Here is a 15,970-nt window from a genome sequence, read left to right as displayed (position 1 = left end):
TGTTAGCTTTTGAGAGTTTGAAATTGGGGTGGCGGGGTGCCAGTTAATTAACCTTGTAAGGGGAAATGCAATTGGCAACCAAACAACCCCCCATATTATCAAGAACAAAATAACTTTGATAATGCCATTGCCATTGATTAGGGTTGAGGTTATGAAATTGCTTTCCCAGTCAATCATTATTTATTTACAAGGTTCAATAAAAGGAAATTATTAGATTTTTTTTTAAACGATAAAATCTCGGTAGATTTAAGGATAATTTATTCATCATCATCCATATCAAAATCGTCTCCTTCTCCCACTTGTTTAAGGTGAATATGTTTGTAACCTAGCTTAATTTCAAATTCATCACCTGATTGTAAACCCATTTTTTTAGTGTAGCTAGAACCAATAACGATTTGACCGTTTTTGTGAACACTGACACGGAAAGTTGCTTCTCTTCCTCTTCCATCTTTAGTTCTTTCTGGATCTAAAGGAACGCCTTTTGCAGATAAAACAGCATCATAAAAATCAGTTAAATTTACCCTAACTTTACCGTTTTTTGATTCGGTATAGTAGCCACAACGTCTTGCCCTTTCACGGCGGGGAACATCAGATAATTCTTTTACTTTTTGTAACAGCTCTTTCCCTGACAAAGGTGTAGTTGCTACTTCTGTCATATATTTTTTCCTCATTTGTTATTTGTTCTTTACACTATTTATCATAACAAAAATATGTCATTAAATCACTATTATTTACTCTTTTTTTATGGACTTATTAATATTTTCTCTGCCTAAGTTCCGTTTTTCTTGAGGTAAGCTAAGGCTAAAATACTTATTAATTCTTCTTTGTGGCTTTTAGATTATCTAAAGAAGTAAAATAAAAAAATATGGATAATTATTGAACTTTTAACAAAAATTAAGATCATTTCCCTTGTAGGTTATAAAATAAGATCGGAGAATATAAATAGTGATACTAATAATTATAGGCAAAAATGAAAGTTACTTTTAAAATTCTCCGTCAAAACAATAATTTATCTCCCCATTTTCAAGACTATACCCTAGAGGTAAATCCCAAGAATACTATTCTTGAATGTTTAAATCGAATTAAGTGGGAAATCGATGGTAGCCTTGCCTTTCGGAAAAATTGTCGCAACACAATTTGCGGTAGTTGCGGCATGAAAATTAATGGTCGTTCGGCGTTAGCTTGTAAAGAAAATGTGGGAGAAGAATTAAGTAAAATTTCTTTTGGGGAAAAAGAAAAAAATCCTGAAATAATTATTTCTCCTTTAGGAAATATGCCCGTATTGAAGGACTTAGTGGTTGATATGGGGAACTTTTGGAATGATTTAGAAAAAGTTGAACCCTACGTAAGTAGCAACGCCCGAAATATTCCAGAAAAAGAGTTTTTACAAAGTCCAGAAGAAAGAAAATTATTAGAACAAACGGGAAATTGTATTCTTTGTGGTGCTTGTTACTCTGAGTGTAATGCAAAGGAGGTTAATGATAGTTTTGTCGGCCCCCATGCTTTGGCAAAAGCCTATCGAATGGTGGATGATTCGAGGGATGATTTTGGGGATGATAGGTTGACTAAATATAATAATATTGAGTCGGGGGCTTGGGGTTGTACTCGTTGCTATATGTGTAATGAGGTATGCCCCATGGATGTGGCACCTTTAGACCAAATTACGAAGATAAAGGGTAAAATTTTGGATCGTGAGTCTCGCAAAAGTAGTACTCCTGTTCGTCATCGTAAGGTATTAGTAGATTTGGTGAAGGATGGGGGTTGGGTGGATGAGCGTAAGTTTGCGGTGATGGTGGTGGGAAATTATTTTCGAGATTTACGAGGATTGTTGAGTCTTGCCCCTGTAGGTTTGAAGGTGTTGGCGGCTGGAAAGTTACCTTTTTCTTTTGAGGCTTCTGAGGGAGTTTTGGAAGTGCGATCGCTCATAAATGCTGTTCAATCTGCTACAAAAGATAATGTTCCCTTACAAACAGATATTAACAAATAATATAAATAAATGGATCCAAATTTAAAGTTATCTAGTTACGATTATTTTTTACCCCAAGAATTAATTGCCCAGAATCCTGTTATCCCTCGGGATTCATCTCGGCTGTTGGTGGTAAAACCAGAGGAAGGAATTGACCACAAAATTTTTTCTAGCCTTCCCGATTTACTCTTACCAGGGGATTTGTTGGTATTGAATAATACCCGTGTAATTCCTGCTCGTTTATATGGCAAAAAGTCCACGGGTGCCATGGTGGAGGTGTTGCTGGTGGAGGAAAAGTCTCCCCTTTGTTGGTTGGCTTTGGTGAAACCGGGAAAACGATTTAGTATGGGGGCGGAAATTGTTTTTGAGGATGAAGCTACGGGGGCTTATTTGAAGGCAACGGTGGTTGATAAGGATGAGGCTACCGGGGGACGGATTTTAGAGTTTACGGTGGGTAATGGAGCTTCTTTTTGGGATGTTTTGGATAAGTTGGGTAATATTCCATTTCCTCCCTATGTGACGGATTCCGAGGCACTACCATCCCAGTATCAAACTATTTACGCCCAAAAGCAAGGGGCGATCGCAGCGCCAACAGCAGGACTACATTTTACGGAGGATGTATTTAATAATTTAGCCCAGAAACAAGTAGCGATCGCCCATATCACCCTCCATGTGGGTATCGGCACATTTCGCCCTGTGGAAACTGAGGATATTCTTAACCATGACATGCACCAAGAATGGATTGAAGTAAATGAGGAAACCATCCATAAAATTAAGGAAACCAAAAGCCGTGGGGGGAGAGTAATAAGTGTCGGTACGACGGTAGTTAGGGCTTTGGAGGGGACTTTTGCCCATCATAATGCCCTGATGCCTTACCGTGGCAAAACCAATCTTTTTATCTACCCTGGTTATGAATTTAAGGTTATTGATGGATTAATTACTAATTTTCATTTACCAAAGTCTAGTCTGTTGATGCTTGTGGGAGCGCTCATTGGTAGGGAAAGATTACTTAGTATATATCAAAGGGCGATCGAGGAAAAATATCGTTTTTATTCCTTTGGCGATGCCATGTTTATTGCACCAAAACGATAAAGCCTAATTATTAACTATTATTATCAATTATATCTGTACAGATATTTGAGGTTTATTCTCAATTAGAGCCAAGTAGTTGCAAATAGCCATCAAAGAGAAGTATTATTAATAAAGAAAGAATTGTCAGGAATCTTTATGGCTTTAGACACCACCGCATCAATCAAAAAAAAGCTCAACTCTAGGGGATGGCGTATGACTCCCCAAAGGGAGAAAATCTTGGATGTTTTTTATAACCTTCCCCAAGGAAATCATTTGAGTGCTGAGGAGTTACACAATCTCTTGGATGAGCAAGGGGAAAACATTAGTTTATCGACTATTTATCGTAGTGTTAAATTGATGACTAAAATGAGGGTGTTACGGGAGCTAGAATTGGCAGAGGGTCATAAACATTATGAGTTAAACCATCCCTATCCCCATCACCATCATCATATTGTCTGCATTCAGTGTAATAAAACCATTGAATTTCAAGACGATTCTATTCTCAAGCACAGTTTAAAACAGTGTCAGAAGGAAGATTTTCAGCTAATTGACTGTCAATTGACTGTGATGACTATTTGTCAGGAAGCCTTGGAAATGGGTTGGCCTTCTACTTTACCTAGTGAGTGGTGTTGCAGTCGTGCGATCGCTGAGGGGCACCATAAGTAATGGATAATTGAGAATGGATAATGAAGGTTTTTTGAATAAAAATATTGCCTATTCCCCATTCCCCTAATCGAACAATTTCACACCCAACTCTTTTATACAAAAAGGGGAGCCAGAGCAAAGGGGTTTCGCTCTGGCTATTAGGTGTGGTTTAAGTGTTAGGTAGTTACATTATAACTGAAGGGTTTTAATTTTGGCAAGAAAATCCGAAAATTTTTGCGTAAAAGTTGAACTCTCCATCGAGGGCTTTTTTGATATTTTCTGCTTTCCGAAAACCGTGTCCTTCATCGGCAAAGGTAACGTAGGTGGTGGTAATTCCTTTTTCTGTGAGGGCGTTAACCATCATCTCTGCTTGGTTGGGAGGTACTACTTTATCTTCTAATCCTTGGAAGAAGGCAACGGGGCAGGATAGCTTTTCTATATGATATAAAGGCGATCGCACTTTATAAACTTCTTTTTCTTCGGGATATTTACCGATGAGGTTATCAAGATAACGGGATTCAAACTTATGGGTGTCGGTGGCTAATACTTCTAAATCTCCGATGCCATAATAACTCGCCCCTGCCTTAAATACATCATGGAAAGTAAGAGCGGCTAAGGTAGTATAACCCCCTGCACTCCCCCCCGAAATTGCTAATTTTTCTTGATTAACTTTTTTGGCTTCTACCAGGTATTTAGCAACATTAATACAATCCTCCACATCAACGATGCCCCAGTTTTTAGTTAACCTTTGGCGATATTCTCGACCATATCCCGTACTACCACCATAATTCACATCCACAAAGGCAAAACCTCGACTTGTCCAGTATTGAATACGCAGATTATAACCAGCGGTAGTCATGGCAGTGGGGCCACCGTGGCTTTTTACCAACAAAGGAGGTAATTCCCCTTCTGGGGCTTGATAGTCTTTGTTTTGGGGGGGATAATACCAAGCATAGGCGGTATTACCGTTACTGGTAGGAAATTCGATTTGTTCGGGTTGAGTAAGATAACCTACGTCTAAGTCAAGGTTACTAGCCTGTTGTAATATGTCAGTTTCTTGGCTGATGGTATCTCCCAAAACCACGGCGGTGGGCTGACTAGGAGAACCAGCGGTGAATAAAATTTGGCTGCCGTTTACCTGTAAATAGGCAATATTGGTATAGGCAATATTGAGATTAGTAAGGTTTTTTCTCTCGGTGTCTAAACTAGCTAAATGCCAAATTCCGTTTTGGGTATAGGTACAAACGATGGTGTTTTCATTGGCAAAACCGTAAACAGATTCCCCAAATACCCAATGGGGATAACCAAATTCTGCGTTAAGGGGATATACCGATTCGATTTTGCCATCTTGGTTACGACGATATAAGTTCCACCAATCGGTGCGATCGCTACTAAAATATAAAAGACCGTTAGGACTAAATTCAGGTTGACAGATAGATTCGGTGTCGCTTCCTGCTACGGTTTCATCATTCCTGATTTTCCCTTCCTCATCAAAGGTGCCTAGATGTAAAAAGGTACTTTCCCAAGGCATATAGGGATGATGCCAACAAAGCCAAGCCAACTGCGATTTATCGGGGCTTAGGCGGGGGGAGGTGTAAAAGTCTGCCCCTTGCACCAAATTCTCTACTTTCCCTGTGTTTAAATCGATGGTGACAAGTTTATTTTCTGGTTCTTTTTCTGGGTTACTATGATCTTCGGCAACACAAATTAAACGATGACGGTTTTTATCAAGACAAAAATCGGTATATCGTACTTTTGATTCGGCGGTGAGAGGGTGGGGTTGTTGTCCAATTTTCTGCACATATACCCTTTGATCTGTATAGTTACTAAAATAAATGGTACCGTTATCAATCAAAAAAGCTCCCCCTCCATACTCATGGACTCGGCTACGGACGTTAAAAGGAGCAGGGGTGACATCTTCTTTTTTTCCGTTGGTATAGCGAACTATAACGGCTCTACCCCCTTCTGAGGGGCGATTTTCGAGCCAATAAACGTCTTTTTGGTCAAATTTGACGGAACTTAAACCAATGCTCCCTGAGACGATTAAATCGGAGGTTACGGGCGATCGCCATTCACCGTAACTAGCTATTTTCGATGGTGTCATAGGATTAATTTTATAATTTCTTTATAATCATCTTGACATACAAATTGATTGTGATACACAAGAATCCTCTCCAGAAAAATAGAAGAAAAAGAAGTTAAAGACAAGAAGTAATAACCGATAAATTATAAGTTAAGGAATAAATGATTATGATGGGAATTGGATTAACATAATAATTAATATCAAAATACAAAAATATTTCCTGTTTCTTTTATGTTTAAATCTCTTGGATTCATCGAAAATATTGTCAATACTAGCCTAGGAGATATGGTTTATTACTCCTCCGACAGTTTTTTTTGGCAATCGGTACAAAATTTAGGTCAATCTTCCTCATCAGAAGAAAAAAAACCTAATTTAGTGTTTTTACATGGTTTTGGCGGAGGTTCATCCGCTTACGAGTGGTCACAGGTTTATCCTGCTTTTGCGGGGGAATATCGCATCATTGCCCCTGATTTAATTGGTTGGGGAAAATCGGCTCACCCCGAAAAAGAATACACCATAGAAGATTACCTCACTACCATTACAGAATTTTTAGAGCAGGTATGTCAAGAGCCTACCACCGTTGTCGCCTCCTCCCTTACCGCCGCCTTTTTAGTGCAAGTGGCGATCGCACAGCCTTACCTTTTCAAACAACTAATTCTCTTCACCCCCGCAGGATTATCAGACTTTGAAGAAAACTACACCAAAAGCCTATTTGCTCAAATAATCAGTACCCCCATAGTAGATAAATTCTTTTATAATGTCGGCGTTGCCAGTGAATCAGGCATTAAAAGTTTTTTAGAAAAAAGACAATTTGCCAATCCTCAACGAATTTTCCCCGAATTAGTCGCCTCCTACCTCAAAAGTGCCTCCCAACCCAATGGCGAATATGCGGCCCTATCCTTTGTCAGAGGAGACTTATGTTTTGACTTATCCAAACATATCGAGCAACTAACCATCCCCACTGCCATAGTCTGGGGTAGAGAATCTCAATTTACTAGCCCCGAAATAGGCAAACGCCTTGCCGAGATGAACCCCAATGCGATTAAATATTTCCAAGTCATCGAAGAAGTAGGATTAACTCCCCATCTCGAACTTCCCGCCGTTACCATTAGTCTTATTCGTAAATATATTGAGCTACTTTAAACTTTATTTAAACATATCTCACTATCGTAATAAAATCCACTTAGTCTCTCAAGAAGTAACTAATCTTTTCAATATCAATAAGGTAAAAAATAAATCTACCTTTTGTGTAGAATTAAATCTTTTGTTTGAACATTTGTAACTTAATTCTTATTTTTTTAATTCATATATTTGACCATTGATTTTTGTTGTTATATCTTAAATTTTATGGAAAATTATTAAGATTATTATTTCTAAATAAATTTGTCGATTGAGTGAAATAAAAAAATAGTTGTCTTACCACGATTTCTCATAAAATATTTCCCATTGATAATATGGGTTGTAAAATTATAAGCAAATATCTCCAAAATTATATAGCCATAGGGAGATGAGAGTTTTTTTGCTCTATTTATAATCGACTAACAACTTACACAACTTTATTGACGAGGAGGAATAATGGCAATACAGCCAATGATAATAGCGCATCGAGGTTTACCAAAAGAAAGCCCTGAAAACACCCTTGCAGCTTTTCGATTGGCTATAGCCCAAGGGGCTGATGGCATAGAAGGAGATTTTCACTTAACCAAAGATAAACGGATTGTTTGTATTCACGACTCACACACGGCTAGAGTTGCTAATAAAAAGTTAATTGTTAAGGATTCGACCTTGGCAGAATTACAAAAATTAGATGTCGGATATTGGTTTAATTCTGCTTTTAAAAATGAAAAAATTCCTACCCTAGAGGAAGTTTTAGCAATATTACCTTCAGAGACAAAGCTGTTTTTAGAAATAAAATCAGATCCTGAGATTGTCCCCTACTTATTGCGTATCCTAAAAAATAATAGAATCAATTTAAATCAGTTGGTAATTATCTCTTTTAATAGTAAAACTTTGAAAAATGTAAAACAGCAAATGCCAGAGTTAAAAACATTATTATTATTAAGTCTAAAAACTTTTAATAGCATTAAACTCTCAAGTTTATCAGCTCATAAATTATTAAAAAAACTAGATGATATTGATGCAGATGGTATCAGTACATCTGTATCTCAATTTCTTAATAAAAATTATATTTATCAGTTTATTGCCAGAGGATATGAATATCATTTATGGACTGTTGATAATAAAAAAATAGCTGAAAAATTTATAAAAATAGGGATAAACTCGATTACAACAAATAACCTTAACACTATCAGACAAATACAATATTCTTCTAGCAGAAATTAGCAATTATTTTTTATCTATTAACAATTTTGAGGGTAAAGGGATGTTGACTACCCCTTGTTTCTCCTACATAAATAGAGTACTGCCCTGGGGCCCAAACTCCACCCATTTGCGGTAATTTTCCAGCCCCCGTATCTCCTAAGATACAGGTGCGATCGCCCTTATTTGGTCCTATAATTAATAAAGTAGGTTGCCCTTGACTAGCTTCTACCCGAAGATGAAGGGAAAAATTTTGCTCACTGAGGTTGATAACATGATGGGGATTAGCACCAATATAACCACAATCGCCACTATTTACACTTCCCCCCATATTGCCATTAATTTCCCTACTCAAACCCTGTGCCATAGCAAGAGGAGCGAGAAAAGAACCTAAAAAGAGTAAAATTGAAACAGCCTGTAAAGTAACAAAATTACCTTTCTTACACCTAGAGATAAATAGAAAAATTGTGTGATTCATTTTAAGTTCGCCTTTTTTTTCCCGTTTTCTATCCTAGACTAGAAAGTACAGTTAAATGTTCTCCATATTTACAATTCGATAAAATGACTTCTAATTCCACCACAAGACCTGAAAAATTAGATAAGATTGTTCAGAAATTTAAACGTAGGGAAAATCCTAAGCAAAAATATGAGCAGTTGCTATGGTATGCCAAAAAGTTAGAAACATTACCCGAAACTGCTAAAACTTCAGAAAATAAGGTTTCTGGTTGTGTATCCCAGGTTTATATTATTTCAAATATAGAAGATGGTCAAATTTTTTATCAGGGAGATTCTGATGCTCAATTGGTAAAAGGATTAGTGGCTTTTTTAATTGATTCTCTGAATGGTTTAACCCCCCAAGAAATTGTTACCATTGAACCTGATTTTATCGAGGAAACTGGTTTACAAGCTAGTTTGACTCCTTCCCGTGCCAATGGTTTTCTCAATATTTTTAAAAAGATGCAACAGTTAGCCCTTGTGTCTATGGCTTAACGATAGGGCAATGGAGGTTTAAACTATTAATTATCATAGAATTGCTGAGCGTGAAAACGGGCATAACGTCCATTTTGTTCTAATAATTGCTCATGATTACCTGACTCTATAATTTTACCTTTATCCAATACCAAGATGCGGTCAGCCCTTCTGACGGTGGCTAGACGGTGGGCAATGACGAATACGGTACGCTCTTGCATAATCCTTTCGAGAGCCTCTTGTACCAGGGCTTCGGACTCTGAGTCGAGGGCCGAGGTGGCTTCGTCAAGGATGAGAATGGGGGGATCTAAAAACATCGCCCGTGCGATCGCAATGCGCTGTCTTTGTCCACCAGAAAGACTAACACCCCTTTCCCCTACATAACTATAGTAACCTTGGGTTAAATCCTTCACAAAATGATCTGCATTGGCAATTATAGCCGCTCTTTCTACTAATTGAATATCAAAATCTGTTTGACCAAAAGCAATATTATCCGCAATAGTTCCTGAAAATAAATTAGTTTCTTGGGGTACAATTCCGATCTGTTTTCTCAGGCTTTTAATGGTTAAATCTTTGATATTAATACCATCAATTAAAATCTCTCCTGCGGTTACATCATAGAAACGAGGTAACAGGTTCACCATGGTACTTTTTCCCGCTCCAGAAGTACCCACAAGGGCGATCGTTTCTCCTTTTTTTACTGATAAATCAATATTATTTAAAACATATTTCTCTTCATTATAAGCAAAACTAACATTACGATATTCTACCAAACCACTAGCTTTTTCAAGAATAATAGGTTCTGTTTTTTCTACTACCAAAGGTTGTAAACTTAACAACTCAAAAACACGCTCTACCGAAGCCTCCCCCTGCTTAAACTCATTATAATTATTCGTAGTAATAGAAATAGGATCAATTAACAAAGCCACCGCTGCAATGTAGCTCACAAAATCAGTACCCGTCATATTACCCTGAGAAATTTGCCAACCTCCAAGGAAAAATAGCAAAATTACACTCATGGCCTCAAGAAAGCCCACTACCACAAATTGCAGAGCCTTAATTCTTTCCGCGGCAAACTTGCTTCTTCTATTACTTTCTGCCTCAATACCAAAGCGATTTATTTCATATTCTTCCGCCGCAAAAGCCTGTACTAATCTAATACCACCAAAAACCTCCGTAATCAATGCTGATAAATTAGAGATACGATTTTGGCTTTTTCTAGTCAAATCCAACAACCTTGAACCAAAAGCTCCAATTAATACAGCCATCAAAGGAGCAATAATTAAAGTAGAAATAGTTAGCTGCCAATTGACATAAATCATGTACCCTAAAACCGCAATTAATTGCAAAATACTAGGTAGAAATTGCTGAAATATTTTATTAATTACCTCTCCTATTTTGTCCACATCTTCCGTTAAACGATAGGATAAATCCCCAGTTTTTGCAGACTCAAAATAACTAAGACTTAATTTTTGTAAATGTCCATAAACCAATTTGCGTACATCGAGGGCAATGTATAACGCAGCCTTTGCCATAAGGGTATCTTGCCCGTATTGTACGATGCCCCGAATGAAAAATATTATGGCCGCGAACCCTGCCAAGGAAACAATAGAAGCTAAATCACCCTGCCCAACATATTCTGCCATTTCTCCTGCTAACCAAGCCAATATAGGCCAGAAAATAGTAAATCCAATGGTGCAGAGGAATGCTCCCACAATAGTTTTTAGCTGAGGGCGAACATAGGGGGTTAGTTGCCAATAAATCGATTTTGCTTTTTTTTCCAAGATTGGTAGATTGAAATAGACTTTATGAAGTTTACCTGAAAATGAACCTTTTTGATGGCTTACAAAATGAGAAAAAGTATTTTAAATCTATTGGTGTGTTGTTTTTTTTCCTGATTCTGTGTTTCCATTCCAAAGGTAAGTTAGAATAAAGGTTAATATTTGTAACAAACCTTAAAAACCCTTATCAAAAAGTAATCTTTCGTTAGAAACTATGCACAGTCGTCTTCTTACTAAAATCTTTTTATCCTTAACCGTTTGTCTCTTAACATTAACAACATGGTTATTTACTCCTCAACCGGCCCAAGCGGTAAACAATCCACAATTGTTACCCAGTGAAGTTACCCCCGTACTAGATTTGGCGAATTATTTGCCAGATTTGCAGGAACAAAATTTGATTGAAGAGTTTGACAAATTTGAACAGGAGACGGGATGGAAGTTAAGAATATTGACTCAGTATGATCAATCTCCTGGAAGAGCGGTAATTAAGTTTTGGAATTTGGATGAGCAGAGTATTTTATTGGTAGCTGACGGCAGGGGTGGAAATTTACTTGCTTTTAGTGTAGGAGATGATGTTTACCCTTTATTGCCCCGTACTTTTTGGATTGAGTTACAAACTCGCTTCGGTAATATGTATTATGTCCGTGAAAACGGGGAGAATAATTCTATTGTTACAGCCATGGACACTGTGGAAACTTGTTTAAAGGATGGGGGTTGTTTGGTGGTGCCTGGTTTACCTCAAGAGCAATGGATTTTAACTTTGATTACTTCTGTGGTGGGGGGAGTTATTTTTGGTTTGGCTGCTTTACCTCGTAAGGAGGGGCAAGTTTTTGCTTGGCAGTGGGTATTAATTATTTCTCCTTTGTGGGGAATTCTATTCTTTGCTTTTGGGATGGGCCCTGTGGTAACTCGGACGAGTGAATGGTTACCTTTATTCCGTAATGTAATTGGTTTTATTTTAGGGGCTTTGGTGGCATATTTTTCTCCTTTACTCAATCAGCAGTCCGCGTCGGAAACTTAATTTTTTGTAAATTTATTAAAAAATGATACTCAGTCTTTCTTCTTTCTCCTCTGTGGAGAGGGAAGATTTTTTCTTAAATCTACGAGGTATCATGGTACATTGTGGGCAGTTGTGAGGAGTTAATTGATAATGAAGGCTTGGTTAGTTTTATTTGTTTTGTTGTTTGTTTTGGCTCAGTTTGGGTTGTGGGTAAAAAATTTTATTGCTCCTTTGCCGTGGTATATTTTTGGGGGGATTTTATTGGCGATCGCCTCTAATTATGAAAAAGCAATCACGGATTTTATTAATAGTCAGATGAATAGAATATTTAAAGGGAATAGCCATGAGTAAACAGGAATTACAACAGGTAGAAATTTATACTGATGGCTCTTGTCTGCACAACCCGGGGGCGGGGGGTTACGGGGTAGTATTGTTGTATGGCGACCATCGCAAGGAGTTGTCAGGGGGATTTAGTTTAACCACTAATAACCGTATGGAAATGTTTGCAGCGATCGCAGGTTTGCGCACATTAAAAAAAAGGTGTCAGGTAAAACTATATACAGACTCCCAATATGTGGTAAATGCCATCACAAAAGGATGGGCGCAAAAGTGGGAGAAAAATGGCTGGAAACGTAATGCCAAAGAAAAGGCGAAAAACCCTGATTTGTGGGCAGATTTGTTGGCTCTGTGTCGGCAGCATGACATAGAATTTATTTGGGTGAAAGGTCATGCAGGAAATAGAGAAAATGAAAGGTGCGATCGCCTTGCCTTCGAGGCCGCCCATGGGGATGATTTGCCCCCCGATGAAAATTATAATTAACAAAGAAAAATTGGGCGTTGCTCAATTATTGTACGAAATAGAATTAAATGATATTAGAAATTTAAATCTCAAAATATTATCACCATTGCCCATTGCCTGTTGCCTGTTCCCTAATCAACTAGAAATCATATCTAATATCACCAACTCCCAAAATTATAGTAAGATATTAGTACAGTATCGGAGCATAGGCAAAAACATGAGTCTAAACATGGTTAATTTAGTAGGTCGTACCGGCGCAGATCCAGAAATTCGTTACTTTGATTCTGGGAGTGTCAAATGTCGTCTTACCCTAGCGGTAAATCGTCGTGGTAAAAGAGATGAAGGGCCTGATTGGTTTGAGTTGGAAATTTGGGGAAAAACCGCTGAAATCGCCGCTAATTATACGAAAAAAGGTAGTTTGATAGGTATTCAAGGATCCCTCAAAATTGATACCTGGAGCGATCGCAACACAGGAGTAAATCGTTCAAAACCTGTGGTAAGAGTAGATCGCCTTGATTTATTAGGCTCAAAACGGGATAATGAAAGCTACAATTCCGATAATGATGAATTTTAAGTTTTCATGAAAACAGCGTTAGTCCATGAATGGTTAACCCCCAAGGCAACGGGAGGCTCTGAGCTAGTGGTCAAAGAGATTTTAGAGCTAATAGACGCTCAACTATACGCTTTGATCGATTTCGAGTCTTCCAACCCCCAAAGTTACCTTTATGGACGAAAAATAGGTACTTCTTTTCTCCAACATTTTCCCCTCAGCAAAAATGGAGTACAAAAGTATTTACCCTTATTACCCATCGCCATCGAGCAACTTAATCTGACGGAATATGACTTGGTGTTGTCCTCTTCCCATGCCGTGGCAAAAGGCATTATCACCAGACCAGATCAACTACATATATGTTACTGCCATACTCCCATGCGTTATGCGTGGGATTTAACTTTTGATTATCTCGATCGCACTTCAGCCCTAAAAGGATTTTTTGCCCGTTATATCTTGCACCAACTCAGGCAATGGGATGTAATTTCTGCTAACCGAGTCGATTATTTTATCGCCAACTCTCACCACACAGCCCGAAGGATATGGCGTTGTTATCGTCGGGAAGCCAAAGTGATTTATCCCCCCGTCCAAGTAGATGAATTTCCCTTTGAAGCTCAAAAATCCGATTTTTATGTAATAGTATCTCGTTTAGTCAATTATAAAAAAGTCTCTCTCATTGTGGAAGCCTTTAACAAATTGGGAAAACCCCTCGTAGTTATTGGGGATGGACCAGAATTTAAGTCCATAGAAGCCATTGCCAAGCCCAATATTACCCTTTTAGGGTCGGTGGATGATATAACTCTCAAAAAATATTTATCATCCGCTAAAGCTTTTATATACGGTGCTTGTGAAGATTTTGGCATTGCGATCGTCGAAGCTCAGGCCTGTGGCACTCCCGTAATAGCCTATAAAGGAGGAGGTGCATTAGAAACCGTCATCGACATGGAAACGAACCCCGACACAGGTACAGGGGTATTTTTTCCGTCTCAAACCATAGATTCATTAATAAAAGCCGTCAACACCTTTGAAAATTTAGCCCCTCACTTCAGGGCGGAAAATTGTCTTATCAATGCTCAAAAATTTAGTCTCAAAATATTCCAAGACTCTTACCAAGGATTTGTGGATCAATGTTTAAATCGATTTAGTTCAAAATAAACCATTCATTGATAACAATTTTGAGTAATAATAAAATCAACTTAATAAATTAACTATTTTCCCTCAATTATCGGGATATAAAGCATTTTATTCTCGATGATAACTAATCAGGTGTGACTAGAGGAGTAACAATGACCATCAATACCCAATTTGTGTCTCGCAAACGTTCGTCTCGCGTAGCAAATCCCAGTGCGATCGCAAGACAAAACATTTCGGACAGCTATCGTTATAAAAGAACATTTGATATTATTTTTTCCGCTACGGTGTTAATCGTTTGTTTTCCCTTGTACTTTACCATCGCCTTACTGATTTTAATTAGCTCTCCTGGACCTATTTTTTATTATCAAGAAAGGGTAGGAAAAAACTTTAAAACTTTTAAATGTATAAAATTTAGAACAATGGTCAAAAATGCTGACCGAATTTTAGATCAGATTTTAGCAGAATGTCCCGAAAAAAGAGCAGAATTTGAACATAACTTTAAACTAAAAAAAGATCCTCGTATTACTTGGATTGGTAAATTTTTAAGGGCTAGTAGCTTAGATGAGTTTCCCCAATTTTGGAATGTTTTAAAGGGTGACATGAGTATCGTAGGGCCTCGCCCCCTTGTTCCTGATGAGCTTTATATGTATGGCAACAAAATTGATAAGGTGTTGACCATCAAACCAGGTATCACTGGATTATGGCAGGTATCAGGCAGAAATGATATTCCCTACCACCGTAGAGTATTAATGGATGTTTATTATGTCATTAATAATAGTTTTTTCTTTGATGTTTGGATTATTCTTAAAACTATTGTCGTCATGTTTTTTACTAAAAGTAATGGTGCGTATTAGATGAATAATAAAAGTAAACGCAAACAATATATATAATAAGCAACTCTGTTACTTTTAATTTTGAGGTATCAGAATTGGATTAAAACCAACATTAATCAAAGTTTGTTCTGCTTGTATTGCATTCTGACGAATACGAAATACTCCTAGTTAACCCTAGGGCATACAAATCACTACTAAATAGGCTTCTTCCTGCACTTTGTTCGGGTGCCATAAAGCCTCTCGTACCAATAACCATAGAGCTTACCGTTGAGCCATTACTTCTTGTCATGGCACCCATGGTTTCTTTTACTGCACCAAAGTCGATTAATACTGGTAAACCGTCGCTTTTACGGATGATGATATTTTCGGGTTTAATGTCACGGTGGATAATATTTTGACTATGGATATATTTGAGGGTATTGAGCAGGGATGAGAGAATGGCTTCACACCGAGCAAAATTAATGATGCCTATATCTGCAAGGCTTTCTCCTTCGATATGTTCTTGAATTAGGTAAAACTGACCATCTTCTGTAAAAGAGGCGTAGAGGGTGGGGATTTGGGTGCAATTTTGCCCTAACTGTTCTAATACTTGGGCTTCTTTTTGAAATAATTTTTGTAAAAAATCGAGGTTATCAGTTTGATCATGTAGCGGTTTCAATTTTTTGATAACAACAAATTTCTTCGAGGGCATCTGGGTATCTTTGGCGAGAAATGTTTCTCCAAATCCTCCTTTGCCGAGGGTGTCAATTACTTCATAACGGTTAATTAAAAGACTATTCATTATGCCTTTATTTAGTTGATTCAATCATTTTACGGTAGC

Annotated in this window: 17 protein-coding genes; 12 read left to right on the top strand and 5 right to left on the bottom strand. The window is 37.7% G+C overall.

Features of this window, described 5'->3' with window-relative positions; all coding sequences use genetic code 11:
* Positions 1–257: 257 nt before the first annotated feature.
* Positions 258–656, bottom strand: a complete 399-nt coding sequence (locus AA637_RS03070) for an AbrB family transcriptional regulator (RefSeq protein ID WP_069789729.1) — start codon at positions 654–656, stop codon at positions 258–260.
* 314 nt (positions 657–970) lie between these two features.
* Between AA637_RS03070 and AA637_RS03065 the strand changes: the two genes are divergently transcribed.
* The 3 genes from AA637_RS03065 to AA637_RS03055 all read left to right on the top strand — a co-directional run bounded on the left by AA637_RS03065 (position 971) and on the right by AA637_RS03055 (position 3,703).
* Positions 971–1,987, top strand: coding sequence for a succinate dehydrogenase/fumarate reductase iron-sulfur subunit (locus tag AA637_RS03065; protein WP_446683845.1), 1,017 nt, complete (start codon positions 971–973; stop codon positions 1,985–1,987).
* Between the two features lie 9 nt (positions 1,988–1,996).
* Complete coding sequence (queA, locus tag AA637_RS03060; RefSeq protein ID WP_446683844.1) at positions 1,997–3,058, top strand: tRNA preQ1(34) S-adenosylmethionine ribosyltransferase-isomerase QueA; 1,062 nt, start codon at positions 1,997–1,999, stop codon at positions 3,056–3,058.
* Positions 3,059–3,193: 135 nt separating this feature from the next.
* Positions 3,194–3,703, top strand: a complete 510-nt coding sequence (locus tag AA637_RS03055) for a transcriptional repressor (RefSeq protein WP_069789726.1) — start codon at positions 3,194–3,196, stop codon at positions 3,701–3,703.
* 184 nt (positions 3,704–3,887) lie between these two features.
* Here the strand turns inward: AA637_RS03055 and AA637_RS03050 are convergent, their stop codons facing one another.
* Entirely contained in the window at positions 3,888–5,786 is a 1,899-nt protein-coding gene (locus tag AA637_RS03050; RefSeq protein ID WP_446683843.1) for a S9 family peptidase, read from the bottom strand.
* Positions 5,787–5,996: 210 nt separating this feature from the next.
* Here AA637_RS03050 and AA637_RS03045 point away from each other — a divergent pair, with 210 nt between their 5' ends.
* Positions 5,997–6,908 (top strand): alpha/beta fold hydrolase, encoded by a 912-nt coding sequence (locus AA637_RS03045; RefSeq protein WP_446683842.1) that lies wholly within the window; start codon positions 5,997–5,999, stop codon positions 6,906–6,908.
* 432 nt (positions 6,909–7,340) lie between these two features.
* Positions 7,341–8,108, top strand: a complete 768-nt coding sequence (locus AA637_RS03040; RefSeq protein ID WP_446683841.1) for a glycerophosphodiester phosphodiesterase — start codon at positions 7,341–7,343, stop codon at positions 8,106–8,108.
* Between the two features lie 10 nt (positions 8,109–8,118).
* On the opposite strand, the gene AA637_RS03035 is transcribed toward AA637_RS03040, so the two are convergent.
* Positions 8,119–8,562, bottom strand: a complete 444-nt coding sequence (locus tag AA637_RS03035) for a hypothetical protein (RefSeq protein ID WP_446683840.1) — start codon at positions 8,560–8,562, stop codon at positions 8,119–8,121.
* 83 nt (positions 8,563–8,645) lie between these two features.
* Between AA637_RS03035 and AA637_RS03030 the strand changes: the two genes are divergently transcribed.
* Entirely contained in the window at positions 8,646–9,074 is a 429-nt protein-coding gene (locus AA637_RS03030) for a SufE family protein (protein WP_069789721.1), read from the top strand.
* A gap of 26 nt (positions 9,075–9,100) precedes the next feature.
* Here AA637_RS03030 and AA637_RS03025 read toward each other — a convergent pair whose 3' ends face one another.
* Positions 9,101–10,837: an ABC transporter ATP-binding protein gene (locus tag AA637_RS03025; protein ID WP_446683839.1), complete on the bottom strand. Its 1,737-nt coding sequence runs from the start codon at positions 10,835–10,837 to the stop codon at positions 9,101–9,103.
* Positions 10,838–11,048: 211 nt separating this feature from the next.
* Here AA637_RS03025 and AA637_RS03020 point away from each other — a divergent pair, with 211 nt between their 5' ends.
* The 6 genes from AA637_RS03020 (at position 11,049) to AA637_RS02995 (ending at position 15,171) form a co-directional block, all read left to right on the top strand.
* Complete coding sequence (locus AA637_RS03020; protein WP_446683838.1) at positions 11,049–11,855, top strand: TPM domain-containing protein; 807 nt, start codon at positions 11,049–11,051, stop codon at positions 11,853–11,855.
* 129 nt (positions 11,856–11,984) lie between these two features.
* Positions 11,985–12,185 carry a hypothetical protein gene (locus AA637_RS03015; RefSeq protein ID WP_446683837.1) on the top strand — a complete coding sequence of 67 codons (201 nt, stop codon included), beginning with the start codon at positions 11,985–11,987 and terminating at the stop codon, positions 12,183–12,185.
* Entirely contained in the window at positions 12,178–12,654 is a 477-nt protein-coding gene (gene rnhA, locus AA637_RS03010) for a ribonuclease HI (protein WP_446683836.1), read from the top strand. Before AA637_RS03015 ends, rnhA begins: the two co-directional genes overlap by 8 nt.
* A 196-nt stretch (positions 12,655–12,850) precedes the next feature.
* Positions 12,851–13,207 (top strand): single-stranded DNA-binding protein, encoded by a 357-nt coding sequence (locus AA637_RS03005; protein WP_446684520.1) that lies wholly within the window; start codon positions 12,851–12,853, stop codon positions 13,205–13,207.
* 6 nt (positions 13,208–13,213) lie between these two features.
* Positions 13,214–14,338 carry a glycosyltransferase gene (locus tag AA637_RS03000; protein WP_446683835.1) on the top strand — a complete coding sequence of 375 codons (1,125 nt, stop codon included), beginning with the start codon at positions 13,214–13,216 and terminating at the stop codon, positions 14,336–14,338.
* Positions 14,339–14,469: 131 nt separating this feature from the next.
* On the top strand, positions 14,470–15,171 hold the full coding sequence (locus AA637_RS02995) for a sugar transferase (protein ID WP_446683834.1): 702 nt from the start codon (positions 14,470–14,472) through the stop codon (positions 15,169–15,171).
* A gap of 91 nt (positions 15,172–15,262) precedes the next feature.
* Here the strand turns inward: AA637_RS02995 and AA637_RS02990 are convergent, their stop codons facing one another.
* On the bottom strand, positions 15,263–15,931 hold the full coding sequence (locus tag AA637_RS02990) for a protein kinase domain-containing protein (protein ID WP_446683833.1): 669 nt from the start codon (positions 15,929–15,931) through the stop codon (positions 15,263–15,265).
* Positions 15,932–15,970 lie beyond the last annotated feature (39 nt).

Origin of the sequence: Cyanobacterium sp. HL-69 (assembly GCA_002813895.1) — a bacterium.
In the GTDB taxonomy this organism is placed as follows: Bacteria; Cyanobacteriota; Cyanobacteriia; order Cyanobacteriales; family Cyanobacteriaceae; genus Cyanobacterium.
The sequence above is the reverse complement of the archived record's forward strand: the minus strand, read 5'-3'. Positions and strand labels throughout refer to the sequence as shown.